A 21449-nucleotide genomic window follows, 5' to 3' on the forward strand; every position below is an offset into this window, starting at 1 on the left:
AAAGTTGGCCCCCTTCGGGGACCGGAAGTTACTTGCGAAACTTGAATGAATAAGATAAGACGGAAATATAAAAGCCAAAAGGCGCCCACCCAGGTGAGCGCCTTTTGGCTTTTATATCATTTCTTTTTAGTACCACACTTCAATCTGTGGCGACTCCTTGGCGTAACTTGGCATGCATCTACCTATTCTTGCGCCGATATAAGTTGGGTCGCAGATATAGTAGGTCTTGCCCTTGTATTCGTAAGATGTGCCGTTTGCCACTGGCTGGTTGAAAGCCACGGCAGTACATTCATGACCAGGGAACTGGATGAGATGCACATCAAGACCCAGAATCTCATGCACCAGATAGGCGTAGAAGATGGCACGGTCTTCGCAGTCGCACAGCGGATAATAGAGCGTCTCCTCAAAGTAGAAGTACTTCTCGCGCTTAAACTGCTCATCATCTGTGGCGTATGGGAAACCCTTCTGTATGAATCTCAGAATTCGGTTGGCAGCATCCTGCTCGTCCAAACCTGCCACCTGGGTGCGGATCTGCTCCACCACTTCGTTGCGGAACTTCTTGTCTACCACGCTGGAAGCCACTGTAGGAATATCTATCACCGGATATTCATCGAGCATCGGCATGATGCCTGTAGGCACTTCGCCCTTCAGGGTGATGCCCGCCGCCTCGTAGCTGAATGGCTTGGTGCCGCTTCCTATCACGGTCTTGCCGGTGAATCTCAGCTCCATGTCCTTACCCAGTTCTGCATCCTTAGGCAGGTCGCAGGTGCGGAAAGCGCCGCTGTCGTCGATGTTCGGATAGATATAGTACTTCTTGCCGTCGATGTTGATGTATGATTTCTCAAACACGTGCTCGGCGTAAGGCACGAGCATCGCCACCTGGTGGTCGTTCATACCCAATCGGATGTTGTAGCCGCAGTTCACCAGAACATACTGTGCCGCCACAATCTTTTCGTTCTGGCTGGCGTTCGGCATCACGGCGTTGATGTATTTCTCTACGAGCATGGCAGAAGCCCAGTCGCTGAGTCCCATCTTGCGCGATTCGGTGGCGAAAGCCTGGGTCACCTCCTTGAGGTCTGATTTCTTCAGCGTCTTCCAGTAAGCCACCACGTCGTTGGTAGAGGCGATGTCCTTCTTTGCCAGCAATATGGCCTTCTGGAACTGGATGTTCTCTCCGTAGTAATCCACGTCGATGGTCTGCTTGCTCACTGGCACCTTCACATGTCCGATATTCGGCAGTGCAGGCATCACAGGGATGGCAGATACGGCTGGCATCAGCGGGATTTCGATGCCCGAACCGGTGAACTCGATGTCTGGAATATCCGGCTTCACCTCCGGCAGCTTCGGCTTGTTTACAGGGTCAACGCCTGGACGGATGGTAGGTGCCTTCGGATTCTTCTTGCTGGTAGGCACCTTTGCCAGTGGGTCGGTAGGCAGTGCCGGCACCTTGGTAAGGTCTGGCTTCTTGTTGATGTCGCCCAATCCACCTTCAGGGATATCGATGCCCGAACCGGTGTAGTCGATATCTGGAATATCCGGCTTCACCTCAGGCAGCTTCGGTTTGTTCACAGGGTCGATGGTAGGGCGCACCTTAGGTGCAATCGGACTCACCGGCATCTTAGGCTTCACGGTCACCGGCTTTTCCGGCTGCTTAGGCTCCGTATAGGTAGGTGGAGTCTTTGGCTTAGGAACCTGCGATCGTATATCTCCCTTAAATTTCTTATACTCTTTCCACACGCCTTGCATGTACTTATCGTAGTCGGTAAGTATGGTGTTGCGGAACTTGTTGTAGTCGTCCATCATGCCTTGTCTTGCCTGCTGGAACTGCTTCACGAAGTCATCATTCTGCGCAAAGGTTGGTGTTGCTTGTAAGCCAAGCAACAGTATCATGCTGAGTGTAGGATATATTCTTTTCATAAGCTCTTTTTTATGTTGTACACTATTATAAAGATAGATATCTGTTGCAAAGATACTATTTTTTTCTTTATAGTCAAAGTTTTCTTTAACCTTAATTCCGCAACACTATAGTTTAACATTATTTATAAGTGCCTGAGCAACAAAAAGTTGCCCAGGATTTTGCCATGTCAGAATTTTCACTTACCTTAGTGTTGCGAAAAGAAGACAAGCAAAACTCTAATATGACATGGCAAAGATACAAATAAAATCTGAGAAACTCACTCCTTTTGGAGGAATTTTTTCTATTATGGAGCAATTTGATGCTCTTTTAGCTCAAACCATAGATTCCACCTTGGGATTGAGATGCACTATGTTTGGTTATCAATATAGCGAAATTCTACGCTCTCTGATGTGCGTATATCTTTGTGGCGGCTCATGTATTGAGGATGTTACAACTCACTTGATGAAACATTTGTCTCTTCATCCAACTCTTCGCACTTGCAGCGCAGACACCATATTGCGTGCTATCGAAGAACTGACTTGTAAGAACATCACCTATAAATCTGCTTCTGGCAACTCCTATGATTTCAATACTGCAGACAAGATGAACTGCTTATTGATCAAAGCCCTGCTTGCTACTGGTCAATTGAAATCCGGTCAAGAGTATGATTTTGACTTTGACCATCAGTTCATTGAAACAGAGAAGCATGATGCAAAACCAACCTACAAGAAGTTCCTGGGCTATAGTCCAGGTGTGGCAGTCATTAACGACATGATTGTCGGTATTGAAAATAGAGACGGCAACACAAACGTGCGCTTCAACCAAAGAGAGACTTTGGAAAGAATCTTCAAGCGACTGGAGGCATCAGAAGTATATATATCCCGTGCCCGCATGGATTGCGGCTCATGCTCGGAGGAAATCGTAGATATGGTAGAGGCTCATTGCAGGCATTTTTATATTCGTGCCAACAGATGCTCTTCCTTCTACGATTCCATGTTTGCCTTGACTGGATGGAAAACTGTTGAAATCAACGGTATTGAATTTGAGCTGAATTCCATCCTTGTTGAGAAATGGAAAGGAAAACCGTATCGTCTTGTCATACAGAGACAAAGGCGAATAGATGGAGACCTTGACATTTGGGAAGGCGAATATACCTACAGATGTATACTGACTAACGATTACAAGTCGAGTGCAAGAGACATCGTGGAATTCTACAATCTTCGTGGTGGCAAGGAACGCATCTTCGATGACATGAACAATGGCTTTGGCTGGAATCGATTGCCAAAATCGTTCATGGCACAGAATACTGTATTCCTGCTTATGACAGCTCTCATCAGAAACTTCTACAAAGCTATTATGCAGAGATTGAAAACCCATGAATTTGGATTGCGTGCCACCAGCAGAATCAAGACCTTTGTTTTCAAGTTCATCTCTGTTCCTGCGAAATGGATTAAGACATCACGTAGGCATGTATTGAATATTTACTCAGACAACAATGCTTATGCCAACCTGTTCAAGACAGACTTTGGTTAAAGACCATGCTTTTCTGGTTAAACCAGCGTATTACCTCAAGTCGCTTTATGGGGTAAGGGGATTTTGTGTCTGCGACATTTCTGTTGTGCAAGAAATATGTACAATAAAATGAATTTTGTCGCTTTGCAAGCAAAATCCCACTAAACCCTATAGGTTGCGGATTTGAGGTTTAAAAAAAAGCTCTCCATCCCATTATTTTTTTTGGGATAGAGAGCCTGATAGTATAATTCTTAGAAGTTACCTGGTCCGATAATACCCCAATCTCTGTTCGAACGGGGCAGGTTCGAATTGATGTTCGGGTTGCGGTCTGGCTGCCAGGTTCTTACCTTGATGGATGGATTCTCCGGGTCGTTGAAATCCACCATCAGGAACAGGTAGCCATGATCGCCATAGTTGGATGAATAGTAATCCTGTTTAATCTGGATGCCGTAGGTCTCGCCGCCGGCACCCATCTTCACCACGTCGTTGTCGGCAAAGCGGATATTGATAAACTGGTTGCTCTGGAAGCACATCTTCAGCTTTCTCAGATACTCGCTTGTGCTGTGGTGCAGTTCAAGGCTAGTGCCAGGGCTGCCACCATCATAATCATAATCTTTCTCATAATTATATTATCATTTATCATTTGTTTTTTATTGTTGTCGGCGGCAAAATTACAAAAATCTTCTGAGAGTGGATTGGTTCAATTTGGTTCAATTTCATTTTTGAGTGCAAAAAAAACTTAAAAGGCAATGGCGTGGGTAAAATAATAGCCATAACTAGCACTATCAGCATAGTTATGGCTACTGGATTTTATTTACCCTTAAGGCAAAAAATAATTAGCCTTAAGGGTAAATATATTTAGCCTTAAGGGAAAATTTTCCTGTGGTTCTGGATGTATGCTCTCCAAACCCCCAGTTTAGATGATACAAGGAACCATGGTTTTGCAGTTAGATTGATGCTGCATCCAAACTTCCGTTCTTAAGATGAGCTACAATCTTATTCATTTTATTCTTCATATACTCCAGTGTCTCCAGGATAGACATGACATCTGATTCTATGTTGAAATAATAGAATGAGCCATAAGAGTTGAAAGAATTTTCTTCTTTTTCTAATTCTTTTTGGAATGCCGGATAGTTATCCAGTCCGCAAAGTTCGAGGTGCTTTCTTACTCTATTCTTCCAGGCAGCAATATCTTTCTTTTTGGTTGTCTGGTTTATACCATGATTGGTATTTGTAGCCACAATTCCTATTCTCAAAGGATGATTGCCTTGTTGCTGAAAAGTCAAGATACCTTTTTCTGGAATAAGATACTTGAGCTCCAGTAATGCTTCGCCATGGAAGAAGTTGACCATTATAAAGAACTTGTTTTTGTTCTTGCTTTGGCTCTCGGTTCCCTCCATCTGCAGGATGTCTTTGTCTGAATGCGCCATGACAACCTCTTTTTCTTCTCCCAGCTCTTCCTTTATCATTCGGAGTAATATGCTAGCGCAATGCTGCATCACCAGCTTTTGCCAAATGTCATAGCAGCGGATGGCATAAAACTCCTGATGGTTAAGAAGTGAACTCCAGCTTGCTGTCGGTAGAATCGCATTCTGATAGCAGATTTCTTTCTTCAGGATTTTTTTGATGTAGTCAGCAAAACTGCGAACAAAGTTGCAATACTGTGTTATCAATTCCTGATAGAAAGGAGTAATCTGTTGGCACTTGTTGGCCCTATCAAGATACTCTATATATTGAGAGTAATATACAAGCTTCCAGTTGCAGTCGCTGGCGTAACTTTCTGTCAGACAGAGAAGGACGTAGTTGGTCTTGACATTAGTTTCTTTGTTAAGCTTTTGAACTTTTTTCTGATATTCAGCCAATTGCTCCTGGTAAGGAATGCTCTTGAATTTGTTTTCAAGCACAAACAGAACATCGCCAGGAACGTCCTCTTCTTCTAGGTTATTTTCAACCTTTTCCTTATTTGTATTCTTTGTCTTTTGGCAAATACACAAATCGAAGTTCTTGTATTCTCGCTTTACCATCATCGTGTTGGGATTGAAATCCCAGTCCACGCCAAAGCAGGAATGAAGGAGTTCATTGAAAACTCCTCTTGTTGCATCATCCTCAGCCAACCATGCCAGAAAGTTGCTATGGAATAGTTCTTTGGAAGACAGAGACAGCTGGAAGACGGCGTTAGCTTTTAGCTCTTTCACAAAATCTTCTTGTTCTTTTGTCATAAGCCGTTCATTTTATTAAGTTGTTTGTATTATCATTCGCCAGTTCATAGGCTTTTCGCCTAATATCACCTTTTCGTCGGCAAAGTTACGAAAAAAAACGAAAGTGGATTGGTTCATTTTGGTTCAATTTCATTTTGCATCAAAAAAACTTTGTTTCATCATGTAATTCAAGTTTCGCAAGTCGCATTCTTCCGTCCCCAAAGGGGGCGAATGTGAATAACCGCTGGTGGAATGACCGAAGGGAATGGAACCTGCGGATAGCGGATACTCTCTCCAATCGTCCCCAAAGGGGGCGAACAGGAGCTAAGCTGGGTGTTGTTCGCCCCCTTTGGGGACGCTTTCTCCCTAACTATTGGTTGTCCGCAGGTTCCATGACCTTCGGTCATTCCACCAGCGGTTATTGAAAGTTGGCCCCCTTCGGGGACCGGCAGTTCCTATCGGGGGCGGCTGTTTCTTTCGGGGGACCGGCTGTTTCTTTCGGAGATAGTTGATTACTAGTTTTGGACCGGCTGTTACCTTCGTAACTTTGATAAAAGCGATAAAAGGCTGCGTCTTTTGCTGCGCTTACATACAAAAAAGGGTTCTTCTCAAATTTTAGTACAAAGCCCCAATTTTTATATGAAGGAGCAATATTTTTGAGAAAGTTTAATATAAAAAATTAGCGATTGTCTCCAAACAATAGTTCGTTAATAATTCAATAATGTGCTAAGCAGCTATACGCTGTAAGCACGAGAGATCTTTGAAAATCTTGCTAATTAAAGTTCGGTTCGGGGTGTACCCGCTTGCTTTAAAAATTCGTTTCACCAGATAAATATTGGTCATCAGTGACTTGAATGAAGACATAGAATATTCCATTCCCATCTCCTTCATAGTTACCTTGGCAACATTTAGTGATGTGAACGAAGCATTGAAAGCAAAATCGAGTTTCCACTTATCGCGAGCCTGGCAGTCCATAAGACCAGTATAGCCTTTGGCGTCACGAAAGCAAAATTCGATCTGGAACCTGGTTCTATAATAAAGAAGTACTTCTTCACCCGAAAGTGAGGTGTCTGTAGAGAAGAATAGTTTCTTCTTGCCATTCGGCATCTGCCAGATGACAAGTCTAACTTTACACCTGAGTGCCTTGGAATAGGCTATCAAAGTATAAGCTGTTCCTTCTATATCTTTCATCTCCATCTTCTCCATTCGAGTGAGGTCAAGATTCTTCATATCAATCTTGCCATCCTTGGTCTTGGGGCGACCACGTTTTCCAGTACGTGGACCAGCATAGACATAAAAGAGACAAGCATTGTCACGAAAGCGGCTTATCAAAGAGAACCCTTCTTTCTTTATCCCATTAACAAATGTACTTGTAGAGAAGTAAGCATCTGCAACTATGAGGGTTGAGAGTTTAAGAAGTTCCTTGCGGTAACGCTTAATGACGCTGATATAGAAATCTACCATAGTCTTGTTTCTAAGACTCAGTTCTTTATTACTTAGCGACTGGTGTGCTTTTAACATCATGCAGTCTTTGGCATCAATATCAATGAGGCCAATACCCATGATTTCGAGACCATGTTTAACAGACTGTGCACATCCCGACCAAAAACGACCGATATGTGGAGTCTTCTTGCCAGCTTTGCTGATGTAGCTGGGATCAATGGCAATAGCCCATCTTCCCTGTTTACCAAAGAAGCGCTTGGCAAGTGAGACATTAAGTTTGAGCCAGTCAATGCTTTTCGACTTTTTTAAGCCGAATGCGTTGCGATAGGTTTGCTCAACATGCGAGCCATACCTCCCCATTTGGGTGAAATTTATCTTTCTTGGTATTACCATGAACAAAATTATCACCTCGATGAGTATTTTCTCGAAACTTTTTGTTAACTTTGCAGCCGAATCTTCAACTGCATCTTTAAAGATATCCATATATTGGTCAAGTCCTGTATTCATATAATTTTGCGTTTGTCGTGATTTGCAAAGTTACTGAAAATCAGCGACTTGACCAACTTTCTATAGTTAAGTTTTCATAAGCATTTCTTAATATAAGTTATTGATTTACAGACGATTAAATATTAATTTAACGCAGTATTGTCCAAAAATATGTAAGTTTAAAGTGATCATAAAATATGACTTACAATGGATACAATCGCTAACAGATGCAAAATTATAAAAAAGATAAGGAACAACCAAATAAAATCCGATATAAATGCTTCTATGGCCGGAGAAAAACTTCTTATGGACATTTTTCCTGCCATAGATGGCTTTTTTATCACAAGTTGTGACTTCTCTTCCACGGAACTCAAAATGGTTCTCGTGAGTACGGCTACCCATGCCTTCTGCGACCGTTGTGGCCAGAAAACCACTCATACCCGTGGCTGGCAAAAGAGAACGGTCACGATGTGTCCTTTAGGGTGTAAACGGTTTGTTCTCACCCTTTACATGCGCCGTTTTTACTGCCAGTCTGATAAACATATATTTGTAGAGCAACAGACGAAGTGGCTAAACAAATATGCAAGATTCAGTGTAAGATGCATAGAGTTGATGAACCAGCTTCATATACATATGTCATCTGTGTCGACCTCCAAGGTCATGAGAAAGATGGGAATCACCTGCTGTCCAAATACTTGCATAAATCATTTGAAAAAGATCCAAAGACTTCCAGACAGGACTGCCAGGAATATAGGCATAGATGACTTTGCCAAGAGAAAGGGACATACCTATGGCAGTGTTATCGTAGACCATGACACAGGCGAGATTTTGGAACTGATAGACTCTAGAGATTCTTCGATTGTGGCAAATGTCTTGAAACAATACAAGAAAGTCGATACTATCACTCGTGATAGGGGACGATGCTTCATTAAGGCTATCAAGCAAGGAGCCCCATCAGCACATGCTATCACAGACAAATTCCATGTCATTGAAGACTTGACGAGCGCAGTCTTTCCAAAGATTCTGCAGGAGTTTTTGCATAAGAGAATGGAGTTGCTGACTCAAGGTCTAGTTGGTCCCATTAAGCCACAAATAAGTAGAGGTTGGCTTTATACCAGCATATATGCAGTCTTGGAATCGATGTGCAAGGATACAAGAAGAATCAAGAAAATGGCTGAATGGAACACTTTCATGGATCTTTATGCAAGGCAAGGACTGACTTTGAGTGAAATCCATGACAAAACAGGGTTTGATGGATTTAAGATGGGAAAGCTAAGGAACACCAAATATGAGGACTTGCTCAACCCAACGCAACTAAGGGCTTACAAAGCCATAGAATCTATTACAAACAGGATTCTCTGTAAAAAGTCATTGGATTACTCTGTGGTTACCAAGGGGTTACATTCTACAGAGAAGAAAGAAATACTGAAAAGACTTCTTTTTCTACTGAGAGAAAAATGGAAGGAAGACTGGAAGGCATACGATGATGCCTACAAGGCATTTCTTGCAAAGGCAACTATCAGGAGCGAAGAGTATGACCTTTGGAATTCAATAGTTCACTTCAACTGGAAAACCAAGACTGATACAGTCAGATTGTTTCTGCAGGACTTGCATATTACCGATTTAGCCTATTATATAACAACATTTCAAGGCATTTTGAGCGGAGAGGTCAAAATGAACTTGTACAAATGGATTAACATGGTCATAGGATGTGGTAATGAGAAAATGGAAAAGTTTGCCAAAGGACTGATTAAGGACTATTCCGCCATCAATAATTCTATTGCTAGCAAATTGAACAATGGAATCCTTGAAGGTTCGGTCAACAAGATAAAGACCGCAAAGCGAATTATGGGTGGAAGAGCATCGATTTCTCTTTTGCAGATAAAGGTCTCCTCAAACTTAGATACATAAATGTACCAAAATTTGAGAAGAACCCAAAAAAGTTTTTAAAATTTAATACCACTATTACCACGCGGAAGATAACTATTTGATATATAGTTGTTTGTGCGTGGTAATAACCCTGTCTCTATTACCACGCTATTGCCATTTGTTACCACGCTATTTCCAAACGGAAGAAGGGACTCCTGACGGAATATGGGACACCTGGCAGAAGACATGGAATGCCTGGTGGAAGAGTTAGATTGATGCTTCAAAAAAGGCTTCATTTCATCCTTTTTTGCCTCTAATCCCAAAAATCAGTATAAATTTTGGGATTAGGATATTTTGCCGCACTATCGCAAGTAGTTTCCTTCTGTCCCCAAAGGGGGCGAACATGGAGCAACACTGGATGTGGTTCGCCACTTTGTACCCACGAACATGAGTACTTATGCCCGGGAACATGAGCAACCATGTCCGGGAACACGGGTGCTTTTAACCGACAATCCCGGTTAAAAGTGCCCAAAGCTCCGGGCAAAGTTGGGCAAAGCCTCGGGGAACATTCCTTGATGCTTGAAATGAGTTTTCTTAATACTAAATACGAGCTTTTCTGATGCTTGAAATGTGTCTTTTCCTGCTACAAAGTTGGTTCATTTTGATTCATTTTCACCTGGTTGCAAAAAAAAGTGGGAGAAAATGAGGAATGAATGGAAAATAATGTGTATCTTTGTCGCTGCAAATGGCTTATTTGTATAAAACGGACTAGAAAAAAGAAAGTGATATGGTAGAACATTTCAATCAAGAAGATTTCGAACGACTCAAACTCGAGGTGGAAACATTGGTGGGAAGAACCATCATGTCACCAAAGGATTTTGAGTTCCTCACCTGCCAGATTTTGGGATATACCAACGAAACCATCTCGGTGAGTACCCTGAAACGTATGTGGGGATATGTAGTAACATCCTGCAAACCAAGCGTATATAACCTCAATCTTCTCTCCCGTATGGTGGGATATCCCGATTGGGAATCGTTTGTGGCAGGAAAGAATGCTGTCTCTTCGAGCCGATTCTTCGTGAAAAGCAAGCTCGTGGCGGAAGCGCTCAACCTGGGGGAACAGGTAAAGGTGAAATGGAACCCGGGAAGACTCCTCGTGATAGAATACTGTGGCGATGACCGCTTCGAGGTGATGGAAAGCGTGAACAGCAAGTTGTCGGTGGGCGATACCTTCGTCTGCCATCAGTTAGTAGCCGATGAGCCTCTCTATCTCTCCAATCTGCATCATCCCGGCATCCCGCTCTGCAATTATGTGGCAGGACAGAACGGAGGCATCAAATGGTGTCTCCTGGAAAAGGAAAATGCAACCCAGGAGAATGCACGTGTAGAAGAATAGAATGTAAAAGTATAGATGATGAAGAAAAGCGAAGGGCATGGAGATCACGTTTGTGAACTTCATGCCCTTTAAACTATAAACTCTTAACTATCAACTAAAATCAAGCTTCATGCTGTCTTACACCCATGCGGGCCTCCACTACGTTCACCACGTAGTCGCCGAGCTTCTCGCACTCCTGGATGATATCCATGTACATGGTACCGATGGCGTAGGTGTAGAGATGGTTGTTTACATCGTTGATGTTCTGGCTCTTCAACTGGTTGCGATAGTTGTTGATCTCGTTCTCGATGTTGAAAGAGAGGTTGGCATCGTTGTCCCCCTTATGACCTACGAGAGTGATGTTCATCTGGGTGAGGGCATTATCCGTAAGCTCCATCATCTGGTGCATGTGCTCATACTGAGAAGGAATGAAATCTTCCTTGCCACGGATGCGGCGGTTCAGGGTACGGGCGATGTTGAAACAGCTGTCACCGATACTCTCAATCTCTGAAATCTCACGCAGCATGGCGCGAATCTTCGCCTTCGTCTCGTCAGAAAGATGAGAATCACTCACCTGGTCGAGATACTTCGCAATCTCAATCTCCATGTTGTCGGAGATGCCTTCGTACTTCTCGATGCGGGTATAGAGCTTGATAAACTTATCGTCGTTGGTCTCGCCCAGGAGTTCCTTCACCATGCCGAACATACGCTGGATGCGCTCTGCGAAACAATGAATCTCCTTCTGAGCCTCCAATACAGAGATTTCCGGAGTCTTCATGATACCGCTCTGGATGAAACGCAGACGGAAATCGTCCTCGTCGGCATTCTTCTTTGGACGGATAATCTTGCATACCAACTTCTCTATCTGAGGGATAAACCAAACCAGGATAAAGGTGTTGGAGAGGTTGAACGTGGTATGGAAGGCGGCTAGCACAAACGACAGCTTGGCTGCATTGGCAACGAAATGAGGATCGCTCTTCTCCATCATATCGTCGAAACCTACCCAACCGCAAACCAGATGGATGAACGGACGGAACACGCAGAGTATCCAGAGTACACCGAAGATGTTGAACACCATGTGCGCCATCGCCGCTCTTCGTGCCTGGGTGTTGGCGGTGAGTGCTGCCACGTTAGAGGTGACCGTGGTACCGATATTCTCACCCATCACAAGCGCAATACCCTGATAGATAGGCAATACGCCAGTGGAGCAGAGAATCATCGTAATCGCCATGACGGCTGCCGAACTCTGCACGCACATGGTCAGGACACTACCAATGAGCAGGAAGGTGATGGTGGTCTGGAAACTGTGGGGATCGAAACTTGCAAAGAAATCGAGAACTGGCTGGTTATGAGCCAGATCCATGTCGATGCCGGTTTGGCGAAGCGTACCCAAGCCTAGGAACATAAAGGATATACCGAAGATGAAGTCGCCGATAATCTTGCGCTTCTTACTATAGATGAGGATGATGGCGATGAAGAACGCCGGCCATACAAAATCCGTGATGTTGAACGAGAAACCCGCACTCATGATCCAGGCAGTGAGTGTGGTTCCAATGTTGGCGCCCATGATGACGGAAATCGCCTGGGCAAGGGTAAGGAGACCGGCATTGACGAATGATACGGTCATCACCGTCGTAGCTGTAGAAGACTGCACCGCAGCGGTGATGAGCGTACCCGAGAGGATGCCCGTCAAACGATTGGTGGTCATAGTTCCTAACACATGGCGGAGCTGTGGTCCTGCCATCTTCTGCAAACTGTCGCTCATGGTCTTCATACCAAACATAAGTAAGGCGAGTGCTCCAATAAGCCTAAAAAATATCCAAATCGACATATTATAACTTAATTAATGTTGTCAAGTACACCAAGTTCACGATTTTTTTCGTAACTTTACGCTCTGTAAGCCTAGTCCGCGGTATTGCGGGCAGGCATTGCCTGAGAAGTGTCTTTAGCAGGGCTTCAAAAGGCATAGATTAGTATAACATTGTAACATCATTTTAATACAAATGAAACAAATGATTCAAATCCGTTGCAAAAATAATAAAAAAACTCAGAAAGTCGAAATCGGGAGCACACTTTTTGATGTTTTTTCTGCATTTGACCTCAAAATGACCCACGGACCGGTGTCTGCAAGGGTAAATAATAAGGTTGAAGGCATGCATTATCGTGTTTATAACTCCAAGGATGTTGAGTTTCTTGATATGGCCTCCGCCTCCGGTTCGCGCGCCTACACCCGCACCCTCTTCTTCGTGCTGTGCAAGGCGGTGCAGGACATCTATCCCAATACGGATGTGGTGATTGATATCCCCGTATCCAACGGTTTCTATGTAGATATCCGTCTGGGTCGCCCGGTAGTGGAAGAGGATGTGAACATCCTCCGACGCCGCATGCAGGAAATCATCGATGCCAAGATGCCGATACGCCGATACATGGTGCCTACCGAGGATGCCATCGCCCTGTTTCAGGAAAAGGGGGATGTGGAAAAAGTGAAACTGCTCAAGACTTCCGGCTCCATCTATACCACCTATTATAAAATAGGTGAATATGTGGATTTCTATTACGGCACGCTGCTCACCAACACTTCGGGGCTTTATCTCTTCGGATTGGAGAAGTATTACGATGGCATGCTGCTGCGCATTCCTTCGCTCAAGGATCCGGATAAATTGGGCGAGATGACGAAGCAGGATAAGATGTTCGACATCTTCAAGGAGCACCATCGCTGGCAGGACATCCTGGGCATCAGAACCGTGGGCGACTTCAACCAGGCGATAGATGCGGGACATGCCACCGACATCATCAACATCAGTGAGGCACTGCAGGAGAAGAAGATAGCCAAGATAGCCGAGGATATTGCGAACCGTCAGGGCGTGAAGCTCGTGTTGCTGGCTGGTCCTTCGTCTTCGGGCAAGACCACATCCTGCAAGCGATTGAGCATCCAGCTTGCCGTGAACGGACTGAAGCCTCTACAGATTTCGCTGGACGATTACTTTGTGGATAGAGACAGGACGCCGAAGGATGACAATGGCGAATATGATTTTGAGAGCATCTATGCCCTGAATCTCGATCTGCTGAACGAGCAGTTTAATGCTCTTTTCCGTGGCGAGGAGGTGGAGTTGCCGAAATATGATTTCCCTTCGGGCAAGAGTGTGAAGAGTGGAAAGAAGCTGAAGATGGAGCCTAACAATGTGCTGGTGGTTGAGGGAATCCATGCCTTGAACCCAGAACTGACGGCTCATATTCCGCAGGAGCAGATTTATCGTGTGTATGCGTCGGCGCTGACCACCATTCTGCTGGATAATCATAACTATATCCCTACCACCGACAACCGATTGCTCCGTCGCATCATCCGCGACTATAAGTATAGGGGTGTGTCAGCGCAGGAGACGATTCATCGCTGGCCTTCGGTAAGGGCAGGTGAGAACAAGTGGATATTCCCATATCAGGAGAATGCTGATGCTATGTTCAACACGGCGATGCTTTATGAGTTGTCGGTTATCAAGATGCAGGCAGAGCCTCTATTGCAGCAGGTTCCGGAAAATTGCGAGGAGCATGCCGAGGCATATCGCCTTCTCAAGTTCCTGAAGTATTTCAAGGGAATACCTTATAACAATCTGCCGCCTACTTCGCTTCTGCGAGAGTTCCTGGGGGGCAGCTCATTCCATTATTAAAGGTTTCTGGCATGTGATGCAGGCAAGGCTTGTTTAGAGCTATTACAGAGCTATTACGTCAAAAAGTGGCGATAGGTGTGCTAAATCTATGTTTTTTTATGAGATTTAGCACACCTATCGCCACTTTTTGGGATAAATACCACTCTTTCCCTTTAGACTATGGGGCTATTATGTGGTATTGTAATTTGATGTTTGGCTTATCTTCTTTATCGATAAGATATGCCACATTCCATCTTTGCATCACATTTGTATAATTCTGTTCTATATGGATAGATAGAATTTTGCAGTTTTCTATAGGCTCCAAGGAACTCTCTAGTTTGGCAATCCCATGTGGTGATTCTCCTTGTATGTAGATTAGCGTATATTTTTGGAAGTTCACTACAGGTAGCTCTAATTTTGTATTAGGTCTTGCGCTACTTGCACAATTCTTGAAATACTTTTCAAAGTCATCTTTTGAGTTTATGACAAGAATCTGATTGTCTGGAGTCTCTATCATTATATCGGTAGGAACCTCATACTTACTATATGACGTGATATTTTCGTCGCTATTAGAGCAACTGACCACTAAGGTAAAAATGCAGATTAACACTGCTGTTATTATAGTACTTCTCATAATCTTTTTCATACGTTTGACATTTTTGTTAATAATTAAATTATGGGTGCAAATATACAAGATTAATTTAAAACGAACTTTGTCTTATGTAACAAAAACTTTTCCTGTTTTATCGTCTGTGCGCTTGACGATACGATTTTTGTTCTAAAAGAGCGCATTTATAATAATCTGCCGCCTACTTCGCTTCTGCGAGAGTTCCTGGGCGGCAGTTCGTTCCATTATTAAAAAGATGGAGTGTAGTGTTCCTCTTTTTCTTTTCTTCATAGATTTTCTTCATCGGATTACGCTGAGTTAACGGAACATTCTTGCTCCACGGATTACGCACGGAATTTAAACGGATTTGGCCTTACGGCCATTGGGCTAGCGCCGTATAGGCTGGCTTTTTCCAGCTTTAGGGGGTATCGCCACGACCGTCAGGTCGAGTTTCCGTTTAAAATCCGTGAGTAATCTGATGAAGGCGGTTAAGGTTCCGTTTATTCTGCGTAATCCGATGAATAATGACTCACACTCTTTTACAGTTTGTTGCCGTAGCAGAGGTCTCCGGCGTCGCCGAATCCTGGTACGATGTATTTATGTTCGTTCAATCCCTCGTCGATAGAAGCGCACCAGATGGTGGTCTTGTCTTCTGGGAAAGTCTTCTTTACGTGCTCGATGCCTTCTGGCGAAGCGAGGACGCAAGCCACGTGGATGTGCTTAGGATTGCCCTTGGTAAGAAACGCCTTCATACCCATTTCCATGCTGATGCCGGTGGCAAGCATAGGGTCAGCGATGATGAGCGTCTTGTCGGTGAGGTCTGGGGTAGCCAGATACTCAATGTGAACGCCAATCTCGGTATGTTCCTTGTTGGTATATTCGCGATAGGCACTAACGAAGGCATTGCCCGAATGGTCGAAGATGTTCAGGAAACCCTCGTGGAAAGGCAGACCGGCACGGAAGATGGTACCGATGACAATCTTGTCGGTAGGAAGATTGACTTGTGCCACGCCCAGCGGGGTGGTCACCTCTTTAGATTGATAATTGAGGGTCTTTGAAATCTCAAAAGCCTCATACTCGCCGATTCTCTTGATGTTGTTGCGGAAGAGAAGACGGTTCTTTTGATAGTCGCAGTCACGCATCTCTGCCAGGTATCTGTTGATGATGCTGTTATGCTCGCTCAGATTGATAATCTCCATAGCTGTAATATTTTAATTTCTCGTTATATCTTAAAAACTTGCTTGTTTATTGCTAAATTTCTGCAAAGATACGATTTAATGCGGAAACTACAAAATGTTTTTCTGTTTTTTTTCGGGGAGCATCAAAAGCCTCCTTCTTCTCTTTATATATATGGCGTTTATTCTCTCTTGTATATGGCGTATATTCTCCTTTTATATATAAATAGGTGGAAAGCAAAGCACATATAGAAGCAGATTAGCCGGAATATTTGCAAAGTCAATATGGCAAATTATAGATGAATTGGCTGATTTTTGATTCTTTAACCTAAAAAGATTTTAAAAAGCAAGAATATTATCTAAGAATCTTTGCTATAAAACATATTTTTCGTACCTTTGCGGCGGTTTTGGGAGAATGATGGTTTCTTCTATCAACCAAGGTAAAGAGAAATTATTCACAACTTAAATACATTTAAAATAAAATGGCAAAGTTTGATAAGTCAGTTTTGGCAAAGTACGGAATCACAGGTACAACTGAGGTTCTCTACAATCCTTCTTATGAGGTATTGTTCAATGAGGAGACTAAGGAAGGTCTCGAGGGTTTTGAGGTTGGTCAGGAGACTGAGCTCGGTGCAGTTAACGTAATGACTGGTATTTACACAGGTCGTTCTCCTAAAGACAAGTTCATCGTTGACGATGCTACATCTCACGACACTGTATGGTGGGATTCTGAGGAGTATCACAACGATAACCACAAGGCTACTCCAGAGGCTTGGAATGCCGTTAAGGAGATCGCTAAGAAGGAGCTTTCTAACAAGAAGTTGTTCGTAGTAGATGGTTTCTGCGGTACACACAAGGATACACGTATGAAGGTACGTTTCATCGTTGAGGTAGCATGGCAGGCACACTTCGTAACAAATATGTTCATCCGTCCTCAGAACGAGGCTGAGTTCGATCAGGAGCCAGACTTCATCGTTTACAATGCTTCTAAGGCAAAGGTTGAGAACTGGAAGGAGTTGGGTCTCCACTCAGAGACAGCCGTTGTATTCAACGTAACTTCTAAGGAGCAGGTTATCATCAACACATGGTATGGTGGTGAGATGAAGAAGGGTATGTTCTCTATGATGAACTACTTCTTGCCATTGAAGGGTATGGCTTCTATGCACTGCTCTGCCAACACAGATATGAACGGTGAGAATACAGCTATCTTCTTCGGTCTTTCTGGTACAGGTAAGACTACATTGTCAACAGACCCTAAGCGTAAGTTGATCGGTGACGATGAGCACGGATGGGACGACGAGGGTGTGTTCAACTTCGAAGGTGGTTGCTACGCTAAGGTTATCAACCTCGACAAGGAGTCTGAGCCAGATATCTACGGTGCTATCACACGTGACGCTCTCCTCGAGAACGTAACTGTAGCTAAGGATGGTAAGATTGACTTCGCAGATAAGACTGTTACCGAGAATACTCGTGTATCTTATCCTATCTACCACATCAAGAACATCCAGCGTCCATTCTCTCAGGGTCCAGCTGCTAAGCAGGTTATCTTCCTCTCAGCAGATGCATTCGGTGTATTGCCACCAGTATCTATCTTGAACGCTGAGCAGACTAAGTATTACTTCCTCTCTGGCTTCACAGCTAAGTTGGCTGGTACAGAGCGCGGTATCACCGAGCCTACTCCAACATTCTCTGCTTGCTTCGGTCAGGCATTCTTGGAGTTGCACCCAACTAAGTACGCTGAGGAGTTGGTAAAGAAGATGCAGAAGTCTGGTGCTAAGGCATACTTGGTTAACACAGGTTGGAACGGTACAGGCAAGCGTATCTCTATCCGCGATACACGTGGTATCATCGACGCTATCCTCGACCACTCAATCGACGCAGCTCCTACAAAGACTATCCCATTCTTCAACTTCGTAGTTCCTACACAGTTGGAAGGCGTAGATCCTAAGATCCTCGATCCTCGTGATACATACGCTGATGCTTCTCAGTGGGAGGAGAAGGCTAAGGATTTGGCTGCTCGCTTCATCAAGAACTTCAAGAAGTATGAGACAAACGAGGCTGGTAAGGCTCTCGTTGCTGCTGGTCCACAACTCTAATTCGACAATTCGAATTCATGCTAAATATGGAATCCCGTTTCTCGCAAGAGAAGCGGGATTTCTTCGTCTATGATTTTCCCGTTTTTCCCCGATTTCATGTCTTTTCCTAGCTCTTAATCACTAAAAAATATAAAAAAAGCCCCTAAAATGAATAATTTGCATAATAATAAGGTGAAAAGGGCGGATTTTTGAAGAATTCTCCGTAAATTTGCAGCTAAAAAGAAAAATTGAATAGAATGAAAAGGAAGTTTTTTGCTTTCATAGCACTGATTACAGCTACTTTCTCGCTCTCATCTTGCTTGAGCAGCGACGATACAACTGTGGAATATACATACGATACGGCCATCACCAGCTTCTCGCTCGGTAACCTCGACAGATATGCTAAGACTGCTGCCGGAAAGGATACCCTGCTGAAGTCGAACGTGACGGGCTCCAACTATAAATTTTATATAAATCAGACCACCCGTCAGATCTATAATGCGGATTCCTTGCCAGCCGGTACAAGGACAGCTGCCGTGTTGGCTACCATCGCCAGCAAGAACAGCAGTCCGGTGATCCTGATGCATGCTAAACAACCAGAGAATCTTGATTCGGCTGTCTATTATTCAAGCACCGACTCCATCGATTTCTCGCAGCCACGCAAAATCCGCGTGTACAACAATGCCTTCTCTGCATACACCACTTACACCGTGACCGTGAATGTGCATCAGGAGAAGCCATACGATTTCAACTGGCAGGCTAAAGGAGCACAGGCTGCTTTGGCTGCCCTCCAGGATGTGAAGGTGCTCGCCCTGGGCGAATACATTTATGCCTTCGGTAAGACTGCCGAGGGTATGAAGATATACAAGACTTCTTATACAGACGGTACTGCGTGGACAGAGGTTACCCCTAACCAGGCTTTCGCAGCTGATGACTATCAGAATGCCGTGATGATGGATGGCAATATCTTCCTCCTTTCAGGCAGTAAGGTTTATCTTTCTGCCGATGCTGCTACCTGGCAGCAGGTGGGAGAGAACAGCGAACTCAAGCAGCTGGCTGGTGCCAGCAGCAAGTATCTCTATGCCTTCACGGCTACTGGCATCTCCGTATCCAAGGATAAGGGAGCCACCTGGACAGCCCAGAAGATAGATGCAAAATATGATCTCCTGCCAACCCAGAACCTGAGCATGAGCGTTTCGGGCATCGCTTCGGTGAAGAATGCCGAGAACGTACTCCTCCTGGGAACCCGTGATGCCAGCTACGGCGATACCATCGCTACCACCTGGACTCATGTGGCAGATTATGCCAGCAATGCTCCTGAATATGCCTGGAACTATATGGATGTGGATGCCAACCAGGCTAAGAACATGCTGCCGATGATGAGCGAGGTGATTACCTGCGCTGCCGATACCGGCTATGTGGCTCTGGGAAGCAACGGCAACTGGTATAAGAGCAAGGACAACGGACTGACCTGGGCGGTGGATTCGCTCATCACCCTGCCAGCAGAGTTCAAGGCAAATACCGGCCGCTTCGGTTTCTGCCGCGACAACAACCACTTCTACTGGGTAATCCGCAACGGTTACGTATGGAAGGGACGCTATAACATCGATGGCTGGCGCAAGGACTAAGCCATCCCTCGTTTGGCAAAGCATTAACAAGACATTATATATAATAAGGTATAGGAAATGAAAATCAGCTTGCGCAACTTCCTGTTGCTGCTGTGCCTCTTGTTCCAGATGCAATGGGCAAGGGCGCAGGACGACCCGCAATATCGCATGGAGATAGGTGCGGGCGTTGGTCTGGTGGCTTACGAAGGCGACCTGAACGGCAATGTCTTTGCCAACCAGCAGCCGATGGGAGCCATCGTGGGCAGATATAATTTCGACCCATACAAGGACTTGCGGCTCAACCTGGCGTTCGGCAAACTGAAAGGATCCACCGACAAGGTGGAAACCTACTATCCCGACTATCAGGAGGCACCTTACTCCTTCAACAACACGCTGGTGGATATGAGCCTGGTGTTTGAGTATAACTTCTGGCCTTACGGCACAGGCAGGGACTATCGCGGAGCCAAAAGGCTGGTGCCCTTCGTGTTTGGCGGCCTGGGAGCCACCTTTGTGAAGGGAGACGGGAAGAATGTATTTACCGCCAACGTGCCCCTGGGCATCGGCGCCAAATATAAGGTGACAGACAGGCTGAACATCGGCGTGGACTGGACCATCCATTTCTCGCTGAACGACGAACTGGACGGGGTGAAAGACCCCTATCTCATCAAGAGCAGCGGAGCCTTCAAGAACACCGACTGCTACTCGATGCTCCAGTTATCGCTCACCTACAGTTTCAGCGAAAGATGTAAAACTTGTAATAAGGAAGATTAAGAACTCGTAAATAAAGAAGAATATTATATGAACAACTTGGATATGAACAGAATTCCTGAGCACATCGCCATCATCATGGATGGCAATGGACGCTGGGCTACTGAAAGAGGTAAGGACCGCAGCTACGGCCATCAGGCTGGAGTTGACGCAGTGCGTTGCATCACATCAGAGTGTACTCGCCTCGGCGTGAAGTATCTCACCCTCTATACCTTCTCTACAGAGAACTGGAATCGTCCTGCCGACGAAATCTCGGCTCTGATGGGATTGGTGCTCACTTCACTGGAGGATGAAATCTTCATGAAGAACAACGTGCGTTTCCGTGTAATCGGCGATATGAAGCGTCTGCCACAGGCTGTGCAGGATAAGTTGCAGGAAACCATGGACCATACCGCCAAGAACGACGCCATGACCATGGTGGTGGCACTGAGCTACAGCTCACGCTGGGAAATCATGAAGGCGATGAAGGAAACCGTGAAGGAAGCCATGGAGAAGGGCGCCAGCTATGAAGAAGTGGAGAAGATGCTGACCGAGGAGAACTTCGAGCAGCACCTGGAGACCAACTTCATGCCAGACCCAGACCTGCTGATCCGTACGGGCGGTGAGTTGCGCATCAGCAACTATCTGCTTTGGCAGATTGCCTATTCGGAACTTTACTTCTGTGACACATATTGGCCAGACTTCAACGAGGAGTGTCTGCACAAGGCTATAGAGAGCTTCCAGACCCGCCAGCGCCGCTACGGAAAGACCGAGGCACAGGTAGAGGCAGAGGAGGAAAGCAAGTAACATCTCC

The 21449-nt window shown here is 44.9% G+C and carries 16 protein-coding genes; 9 read left to right on the top strand and 7 right to left on the bottom strand.

All coding sequences use genetic code 11. The features are described 5' to 3' along the window. Nucleotides 1-126 precede the first annotated feature (126 nt). On the bottom strand, nt 127-1917 hold the full coding sequence (locus KUA49_RS01550; RefSeq protein ID WP_218413185.1) for a hypothetical protein: 1791 nt from the start codon (nt 1915-1917) through the stop codon (nt 127-129). A gap of 226 nt (nt 1918-2143) precedes the next feature. Between KUA49_RS01550 and KUA49_RS01555 the strand changes: the two genes are divergently transcribed. Continuing rightward, complete coding sequence (locus KUA49_RS01555; protein WP_055235773.1) at nt 2144-3430, top strand: IS1380-like element IS942 family transposase; 1287 nt, start codon at nt 2144-2146, stop codon at nt 3428-3430. A 230-nt stretch (nt 3431-3660) separates the two neighbouring features. Here KUA49_RS01555 and KUA49_RS01560 read toward each other — a convergent pair whose 3' ends face one another. Both KUA49_RS01560 and KUA49_RS01565 read right to left on the bottom strand, forming a co-directional pair. After that, entirely contained in the window at nt 3661-3942 is a 282-nt protein-coding gene (locus KUA49_RS01560; protein WP_218413614.1) for a hypothetical protein, read from the bottom strand. Between the two features lie 414 nt (nt 3943-4356). Beyond that, nucleotides 4357-5628 carry a PD-(D/E)XK nuclease family protein gene (locus KUA49_RS01565; protein WP_218413615.1) on the bottom strand — a complete coding sequence of 424 codons (1272 nt, stop codon included), beginning with the start codon at nt 5626-5628 and terminating at the stop codon, nt 4357-4359. A gap of 212 nt (nt 5629-5840) precedes the next feature. On the opposite strand from KUA49_RS01565, the gene KUA49_RS01570 reads away from it, so the two are divergent. Next, the gene (locus KUA49_RS01570) at nt 5841-6032 is read left to right on the top strand and encodes a hypothetical protein (RefSeq protein ID WP_218413616.1); all 192 of its coding nucleotides are present in this window, start codon (nt 5841-5843) and stop codon (nt 6030-6032) included. 301 nt (nt 6033-6333) lie between these two features. On the opposite strand, the gene KUA49_RS01575 is transcribed toward KUA49_RS01570, so the two are convergent. After that, on the bottom strand, nt 6334-7557 hold the full coding sequence (locus tag KUA49_RS01575; protein ID WP_153093847.1) for a transposase: 1224 nt from the start codon (nt 7555-7557) through the stop codon (nt 6334-6336). Between the two features lie 354 nt (nt 7558-7911). On the opposite strand from KUA49_RS01575, the gene KUA49_RS01580 reads away from it, so the two are divergent. Together KUA49_RS01580 and KUA49_RS01585 are read left to right on the top strand one after the other, a co-directional pair. Next, on the top strand, nt 7912-9447 hold the full coding sequence (locus tag KUA49_RS01580) for an ISL3 family transposase (protein WP_318331687.1): 1536 nt from the start codon (nt 7912-7914) through the stop codon (nt 9445-9447). A gap of 745 nt (nt 9448-10192) precedes the next feature. Next, nucleotides 10193-10801, top strand: coding sequence for a hypothetical protein (locus tag KUA49_RS01585; protein WP_218412699.1), 609 nt, complete (start codon nt 10193-10195; stop codon nt 10799-10801). 100 nt (nt 10802-10901) lie between these two features. On the opposite strand, the gene KUA49_RS01590 is transcribed toward KUA49_RS01585, so the two are convergent. After that, nucleotides 10902-12611: a Na/Pi cotransporter family protein gene (locus KUA49_RS01590; protein WP_218412698.1), complete on the bottom strand. Its 1710-nt coding sequence runs from the start codon at nt 12609-12611 to the stop codon at nt 10902-10904. A gap of 172 nt (nt 12612-12783) precedes the next feature. Here KUA49_RS01590 and KUA49_RS01595 point away from each other — a divergent pair, with 172 nt between their 5' ends. Further along, nucleotides 12784-14445 (top strand): nucleoside kinase, encoded by a 1662-nt coding sequence (locus KUA49_RS01595; RefSeq protein WP_218412697.1) that lies wholly within the window; start codon nt 12784-12786, stop codon nt 14443-14445. Nucleotides 14446-14602: 157 nt separating this feature from the next. Here KUA49_RS01595 and KUA49_RS01600 read toward each other — a convergent pair whose 3' ends face one another. Both KUA49_RS01600 and upp read right to left on the bottom strand, forming a co-directional pair. Next, on the bottom strand, nt 14603-15058 hold the full coding sequence (locus KUA49_RS01600) for a hypothetical protein (protein ID WP_218412696.1): 456 nt from the start codon (nt 15056-15058) through the stop codon (nt 14603-14605). 512 nt (nt 15059-15570) lie between these two features. Next, entirely contained in the window at nt 15571-16230 is a 660-nt protein-coding gene (upp, locus tag KUA49_RS01605; protein ID WP_217763101.1) for a uracil phosphoribosyltransferase, read from the bottom strand. A gap of 458 nt (nt 16231-16688) precedes the next feature. Between upp and pckA the strand changes: the two genes are divergently transcribed. The 4 genes from pckA (at nt 16689) to KUA49_RS01625 (ending at nt 21442) form a co-directional block, all read left to right on the top strand. Continuing rightward, complete coding sequence (gene pckA, locus KUA49_RS01610) at nt 16689-18302, top strand: phosphoenolpyruvate carboxykinase (ATP) (protein ID WP_118151705.1); 1614 nt, start codon at nt 16689-16691, stop codon at nt 18300-18302. A 236-nt stretch (nt 18303-18538) separates the two neighbouring features. Continuing rightward, nucleotides 18539-19909 (top strand): DUF6242 domain-containing protein, encoded by a 1371-nt coding sequence (locus tag KUA49_RS01615; protein ID WP_218412695.1) that lies wholly within the window; start codon nt 18539-18541, stop codon nt 19907-19909. Nucleotides 19910-19966: 57 nt separating this feature from the next. Next, nucleotides 19967-20659 carry a DUF6089 family protein gene (locus KUA49_RS01620; protein ID WP_218412694.1) on the top strand — a complete coding sequence of 231 codons (693 nt, stop codon included), beginning with the start codon at nt 19967-19969 and terminating at the stop codon, nt 20657-20659. Between the two features lie 27 nt (nt 20660-20686). Beyond that, nucleotides 20687-21442 (top strand): isoprenyl transferase, encoded by a 756-nt coding sequence (locus KUA49_RS01625; protein WP_203039050.1) that lies wholly within the window; start codon nt 20687-20689, stop codon nt 21440-21442. The last annotated feature ends 7 nt before the right edge of the window (nt 21443-21449 follow it).

It is taken from the genome of Segatella copri (assembly GCF_019249655.2).
Taxonomy (GTDB): domain Bacteria; phylum Bacteroidota; class Bacteroidia; order Bacteroidales; family Bacteroidaceae; genus Prevotella.